7 protein-coding genes are annotated in these 5,948 nt (G+C 74.3%); 2 read left to right on the forward strand and 5 right to left on the reverse strand.

Translation table 11 applies throughout. The features are described from left to right. Positions 1-173: 173 nt before the first annotated feature. A complete protein-coding gene (locus tag H5J30_RS14760) occupies positions 174-767 on the reverse strand; it encodes a TetR/AcrR family transcriptional regulator (protein ID WP_181787894.1) in 594 nt (197 codons plus the stop codon). Between the two features lie 70 nt (positions 768-837). Between H5J30_RS14760 and H5J30_RS14765 the strand changes: the two genes are divergently transcribed. Further along, positions 838-1,671, forward strand: a complete 834-nt coding sequence (locus H5J30_RS14765) for an NmrA family NAD(P)-binding protein (RefSeq protein ID WP_258563320.1) — start codon at positions 838-840, stop codon at positions 1,669-1,671. 177 nt (positions 1,672-1,848) lie between these two features. Continuing rightward, positions 1,849-3,039, forward strand: coding sequence for an epoxide hydrolase family protein (locus tag H5J30_RS14770; RefSeq protein WP_181787895.1), 1,191 nt, complete (start codon positions 1,849-1,851; stop codon positions 3,037-3,039). A gap of 4 nt (positions 3,040-3,043) precedes the next feature. On the opposite strand, the gene H5J30_RS14775 is transcribed toward H5J30_RS14770, so the two are convergent. From H5J30_RS14775 to H5J30_RS14790, 4 genes are read right to left on the reverse strand one after another with little or no spacing between them, the layout of a single operon-like run. Then, complete coding sequence (locus H5J30_RS14775) at positions 3,044-3,445, reverse strand: cupin domain-containing protein (protein ID WP_181787896.1); 402 nt, start codon at positions 3,443-3,445, stop codon at positions 3,044-3,046. Between the two features lie 9 nt (positions 3,446-3,454). Then, the gene (locus H5J30_RS14780) at positions 3,455-4,036 is read right to left on the reverse strand and encodes a DUF488 domain-containing protein (protein ID WP_181787897.1); all 582 of its coding nucleotides are present in this window, start codon (positions 4,034-4,036) and stop codon (positions 3,455-3,457) included. Beyond that, positions 4,033-4,206: a hypothetical protein gene (locus H5J30_RS14785; protein ID WP_181787898.1), complete on the reverse strand. Its 174-nt coding sequence runs from the start codon at positions 4,204-4,206 to the stop codon at positions 4,033-4,035. The genes H5J30_RS14780 and H5J30_RS14785 overlap by 4 nt, the downstream gene beginning before the upstream one ends. A 45-nt stretch (positions 4,207-4,251) precedes the next feature. Further along, on the reverse strand, positions 4,252-5,703 hold the full coding sequence (locus tag H5J30_RS14790) for a N,N-dimethylformamidase beta subunit family domain-containing protein (RefSeq protein WP_181787899.1): 1,452 nt from the start codon (positions 5,701-5,703) through the stop codon (positions 4,252-4,254). Positions 5,704-5,948: the final 245 nt, after the last annotated feature.

The raw sequence follows: 5,948 nt of genomic DNA on the forward strand, positions 1-5,948 counted from the left end.
GCCGCGATCGGCGTCCCGGCCGCACTCCCGACGTCACGCTCCCGGCGACGGACCTGACCGCCCGGCCGGCTCCGCTACGCAGCCCCCAAGGTGCTCACCATCCTGGCGGCGAAGGCTTCACCGCGGATCCCCGGGTACGCCCGTGGCGCACCCGTCCGACGGCTCCCGGTCCGCTACGGGCGCAGGCCCTGGAAGAGGACGGTCAGGAGGCGCTCGGCCCGGGTGTCGTCGGGGGTGCGGGTGCGGAGCCAGGAGGCGGCGCCGATGAGGGCGAAGATGTCGTCCGGGGTGGTGTCGGGGCGGAGGGCGCGGGCGGCGTGGGCGCGGGTGGTGAGGGTTTTGCCGGCGGTGGAGAGGCGTTCGCAGGCGGCGTGGAGTTCGGAGCTCTTGTCGTCGAAGCTGCCGAGGAGTTCTTCGGCGAGTCCGCTGTAGACGGCGCCGTGTTCGGCTACGGCGCGCATCCAGCGGGTGAGCTGGTCGAAGGGCGGCGGGGGCGGGGTAGCGGCCAGGAGGGCGTCGCCGAGGGCGAAGAGGGCGTCGTGGCGGTCGCGCAGCAGGGCGCTGAGCAGGGCGCGGCGGTTGGGGAAGTGGGCGTAGAGGGTGCCGATGGCGACGCCGGCGCTGCGGGCGATCTTCTCCAGCGAGGCTTCGGTGCCGTTCTCCTGGAAGGCCCTGTCGGCTTCGGCGAGCAGGCGCCGGCGGTTGCGCTGGGCGTCGGCGCGCGGGCGCCGCGGGCGCGGTGGGCGCTCGGGGGTGGTGTCCGGCATAACTTGAGGGGTCCTCGGGTAAGCGTGGTAGGTTTTCTTGAGACCACCTCAGGTTAACTTGGAGGAGCGGATGATCCTCGTCATGGGCGCCACCGGCACCATCGGCCGGCACCTGGTCCGGATGCTCGACGCGGCCGGCACGCCGTTCCGGGCCCTGGTGCGGGACGAGGACAAGGGCCGCGGCCTCGGGTGCGACTTCGCCGTCGGCGACCTCGACCGGCCGGCCTCCCTCGCCGCCGCCCTCGACGGCGTCGACCGTCTCCTGCTGAACAGCGGCGGCGCGCTGCCCGTGGCCGGGCAGCAGCCGATGGTGCGGCAGCAGACCGCCGCCATCGACGCCGCGCGCGCCGCGGGGGTGGCGCGGATCGTGAAGGTGTCGGCCTGGCGGCCCGCGCCGGAGGCGAAGCTGTCGGTACGCGCGCACTGGGAGATCGAGCAGTACCTGAAGTCCTCCGGCGTCCCCTGGTCGCTGCTGCGGCCCACCGGCTACATGCAGAACTTCTTCACCGGCGAAGGCGGCTTCACGGCCGAGCGGGGGGTCTCCGGCCCGTACGGGCAGGGGCGGGTGGCGTACATCGACGCGTACGACATCGCCGCCTGCGCCGCCGTGCTGCTGACCGGTTCCGGCGGCGCGGGCCTGGCCTACGACATCACCGGGCCCGAGGCGCTGACGCACCGGGAGATCGCCGCGAAGCTGGGCGTTCCGTTCCACGACCAGTCGCCCGCGGAGGCGGGTGCGGAGTTGCGCGCCCGGGGGCTCCCCGGCCGGTTCGTGGACGATCTCCTGTGGCTCTACGCGGACATGGCGTCCGGCGGGGTCTCCGAGGTGACGACGGCGGTACGGGACCTCACCGGGCGCGCGGCCCGTACGTTCGACGAGTTCCTGGCCGGGCAGGCGCGGTGACCACGTCCAGGAGTACTCCGGCTCCGTTGGCTCGAAGCCCGTCCGCCGGTGCGGACGGCGCCGTGGCGCGTGTCGTGCTCCAGGCCCCGCGTAGACCCCGTGGAACACCGGGCCCGCCGGCCTCGCCGGCGTGAAATGCCGAGGCCGCAGGCGGCGGGGCCGCCTAGGCTCCCGCACATGACGACGGACGACACCATCCGGCCGTTCCGGGTCGCCGTCCCGGACGGCGACCTGGAGGATCTGCGGAGCCGCCTCGACCGCACCCGGTGGCCCGACGAGCTGCCCGGGGCCGGCTGGGACTACGGCGTACCGCGGGACTATCTGCGGGAGCTGGTGCACTACTGGCGGCACGAGTACGACTGGCGGGCGGCGGAGGCCCGGCTGAACCGGTGGCCGCAGTTCACGACCGCCATCGACGGGGCGGACGTGCACTTCGCACACATCCGATCGCCCGAGCCCGGGGCCATGCCGCTGATCGTCACGCACGGCTGGCCGGGGTCCATCGTCGAGTTCGAGCGGATCGCCGGGCCGCTCACCGACCCGCGGGCGCACGGCGGCGATCCCGCGGACGCCTTCCACCTGGTGCTGCCGAGCATCCCCGGGTTCGGGTTCTCCGGGCCCACCCGGGAGAAGGGCTGGGAGCACCGGCGCGTCGCCGGGGCGTTCGGGGAGCTGATGCGGCGGCTGGGCTACCGCCGGTACGGGGCGCAGGGAGGTGACTGGGGTGCCGCCGTCTCACGCGAGTTGGGGCGGTTGTACGCCGGGGACGTCGTCGGCGTCCACCTGAACATCATCCCCGGGGCCGGGGCGACGGCCGAGCCGACCGAGGCCGAACTCGCCGCCCACAGCCCCGCGGAGCGCACGCGCACCCTCGCCTCCTGGCAGCGGTTCCGGCACTGGAGCCGCGAAAAGCAGGGCTACGCGGACATCCAGTCCACCCGTCCGCAGACCCTCGCCTACGCGCTCACCGACTCACCGGTCGGCCAGCTCGCCTGGATCGCGGAGAAGTTCAAGGAGTGGACGGACTCGGTCGACCGGCCCGAGGACGCCGTCGACCGCGACCACCTCCTGACCAACGTGATGCTCTACTGGCTCACCGGCACCGCAGGCTCCGCCGCGCGCATCTACTACGAGCGCGCCCACGCCGCCTACCGGGGCCGGCCGCCGGAGCGCTCGACCACCCCCACCGCGTTCGCCGCCTTCCCGCAGGAGAACTTCGTCGTCCTGCGGCACCTCGCCGAACGTACGGAGAACATCGTCCGCTGGACGGAGTTCGACCGCGGCGGCCACTTCGCCGCGATGGAAGTGCCGGACCTCCTCGTCGGCGACATCCGCGCCTTCTTCCGCGACCTCAAAGAGGCAGCCTGAGACCTCAGCCGCCGCCCGGCCGGCGGCCGATCCGCATGCCCGGACGGCGGCGGTGCACCGTGACGTAGGCCAGGCCCTCCGGGCCCGCCGCGAGGCTGCGGACGGAGCCGTGGGGCAGCCACACGAGTGCGCCTTCGGCCAGGGGCAGGGGGCCGTCGGGGGTGTCCATCACGCCGGTGCCGGTGACGACGAGGAGCAGGACGTCGAGGTCGGGCTCGGCGTGGGTGTCGACGCGCGCGTCCGCGGGCAGGCGGACCAGGTTGGCGTCGAGCTGGCGGCCGGGCTCGGCCAGTTTCCACAGGACGCCGGAGGGTGCGGGGGGATCGCCCGCGAGGGCCCGTACGTCGCACAGCACGCGGGCGGCGGCGCCCGCGTCGGGCTGCGGGGGCCCGGTCGGAGAAGCCATCACCCGAGCCTAGCCCGCGCCCGCCCCGTCTCCTTGCGCCCCACCGTCGTAAACCAGCAGGCCGTCCTCGCGCAGCCGCGCCCCCGGTGTCACCCGGTGCGGCGTGAGCCGGCCGTCGTGGGCCAGGTGGAGGACCGGCGTGCCGTGGGCGAGGACGGCGGCGTCGGCGATGAGGCGGCGGTGGCAGCGCCACCACAGCGACTCGGCGCACATCACCGCGGTACGGGCCGTCGCCGCCTCACGCAGGAGGTCGGCCAGCGCCGCGGTGAAGCGCGGGTCGCGGGTGTAGCCGGCGTAGCCGCGGAAGGAGGCGTTCTCCCAGTACGTGTCCGGGGAGTCCGGCGCCGCCCTGCGGAAGCCGCCGAGGCGGGGCTCCCAGCGGTACGCGATGCCCGTACGCGGCAGCCACCGCGCCAGCGCATCACGGGCCACGTCAGGGTTGCGGCGGCTGCCGGGCGCGGTCCGCACGTCGACGACCGACCGCACGTCAGCACCGCGCAGCAACCCGGCGAGCCGACCCCGGCCGACCGTACCGTGGCCGACGGTCAGCAGCGGCACGGGACCACCGGCGTCGCCGGGCACACCCGTCACGTACGAGCGACGACCGCGGGCAGCACCGCCGAGTCCCCGACCGCGTCGGGAACACACCGCGCCGCCGGACCGCCGATCAGGCCCCCCGTCCGACCGCCGCCGACCAGCCACCCGCACCCGCGCAGCACCAGCAGCACACGGACCCGCGCACCGAGACAGAGCTTCTGCATCCCCCAGTCTTCAGCAATCCGCCCCCCACCGCCCGGCGGGCGGGGTCAGTCGCGTTTGCAGATTCGGTCCAGGAGGTTCGCCGTTGCGCGCTGGATCACCCTGTTCACGTGGTCCGGCCGGTCCAGGGCCGGGGACCAGGCGAACGTGCCCGCCGCGAACACCAGTCCGCCCGCCGGGGTCTCGTACAGCGACGTCTCCTGGTAGCGGCGGATCCCGCGCCAGTCCGGGTACGGCGAGTGGGCCAGGAGTTTGCGTTCGGTGTGCTTCGGCTGCGGGGCGCGGGGGAAGTAGCGGTCCGCTTCGCCCGCGACCAGGCCCGGGAGTTCGTCGCCCTCCAGGGCGCCCGTCGCCTCCCACAGCCAGTGGTCCGCGTTCCGTACGACCAGCGGGCGCGGCTCCGGCACCCGGCCCACGTACTGCACGCCCAGCAACTCCTGCTCCTGCGCGCCCTGTTCGCGCCAGAGCGCCGGGCGGCCGGGGCCCTGGCGCTTGGTGCAGTGCAGCAGCCGGTCGGGCTCGCCGGATGCGGAGGGGGCGAGGGAGACCTGCCAGTACATGGTGTTGGCGGAGAGGAACACCAGCGACGTGCCCGCGTCGCGGGCGCGCTCGGCGGCCCGGCGCATGGGCACCGACCAGTACTCGTCGTGGCCGGGGAAGACGATGCCGCGGTAGCGCGTCGGGTCGACGCGCCCTGCGTGCAGGTCGCGGGCGTCGGCGTACGCCAGGTCGTAGCCGTAGCGCTCCGCCCAGCGGATGAAGTCGTAGGCGTGGCCGGCGTGCAGGGGCAGGCCGGCGCCCGCGTAGGGGCGGTCGAAGGAGACCGTGGTGGCCGCCTCCGGCTCGCCGAGGAGGGAGCCCTCGTCGTCCCAGGCGTGGTAGAGGCTGGCGCCGGTGCGGCCGTCCTCGGGGTAGAGGTTGTACGCCTGCCACGTGACGTCCGGCAGCAGCAGGAGCAGGTCGGCGGGCTCGGTGGAGCGGACGGTGAACGGCGCGTGGGAGCGGTGGCCGTCCGCGGTGGTGAGCACCGCGACGTACGCGCCCGGGGAGAAGTACGACGGGATCTGCAGCCGCCAGGAGAGCCACCAGTGGTGGCAGGAGACCGTGCGCCCGGCGGCCAGCGGCACGGGCTGCACGATGCCGGCGAGCCGCGGGCTGCTCGTCACCTTCGCGGCGCCGTCGCCGGCGTAGTGGCCGATGCGGTAGATGTCGACGCCGAATTCCTGCGGCGGGTCGACGGAGATGCGGAAGTCGACGGACTCGCCGGGCTCGGCGCACGAGGGCGCGGCGAAGCCCTTGATCTGCTGGAGTACGTCGTTCGCGAGGTGGACCCCGCCGTCGCCGGTGGTGGCGGCGTCGACGTACCAGGGGACGAGGCGGCCGTCCTCGAAGGACTCCTCGCCCGCGTGCAGCCACGGCAGCGGGCCCGCCGCGAACGGGTCGGAGACGGCGTGCGCGAGCGCCCCGGACTCCCACCGCCGGATGCTGTCGTGAACCACGGGCCGATTCCCTCCCTCGCCCCCGCGTGGGTCGGCGAGTCCAGGACATCACATAACGCGAACGGCCCCTCACGGAACGCCGACATTCGTTCGACATGACGCCCGTACGAGGGGGACGGTTCCCGAACGCGTCCGTCAGACCAGCAGAACCGGCTTCTCGGGGCGTACGCCGGCGGCCGTCAGCCAGGTGCGCAACTGGGTGTCGTCGCGGGTCTCGACCAGCGTCCTGACCGCCGCCGCCGGGC

Origin of the sequence: Streptomyces phytophilus, from assembly GCF_013870535.1 — a bacterium.
Lineage (GTDB): Bacteria > Actinomycetota > Actinomycetes > Streptomycetales > Streptomycetaceae > Streptomyces > Streptomyces phytophilus.

What these genes read in the sequence shown, in the direction of transcription:
- H5J30_RS14775 (WP_181787896.1), bottom strand. Translation starts at nt 3,445, where the DNA reads ATGGCTTCTCCGACCGGGCCCCCGCAGCCCGACGCGGGCGCCGCCGCC.
- H5J30_RS14770 (WP_181787895.1), top strand. Translation starts at nt 1,849, where the DNA reads ATGACGACGGACGACACCATCCGGCCGTTCCGGGTCGCCGTCCCGGAC.
- H5J30_RS14765 (WP_258563320.1), top strand. Translation starts at nt 838, where the DNA reads ATGATCCTCGTCATGGGCGCCACCGGCACCATCGGCCGGCACCTGGTC.
- H5J30_RS14760 (WP_181787894.1), bottom strand. Translation starts at nt 767, where the DNA reads ATGCCGGACACCACCCCCGAGCGCCCACCGCGCCCGCGGCGCCCGCGC.
- H5J30_RS14785 (WP_181787898.1), bottom strand. Translation starts at nt 4,206, where the DNA reads ATGCAGAAGCTCTGTCTCGGTGCGCGGGTCCGTGTGCTGCTGGTGCTG.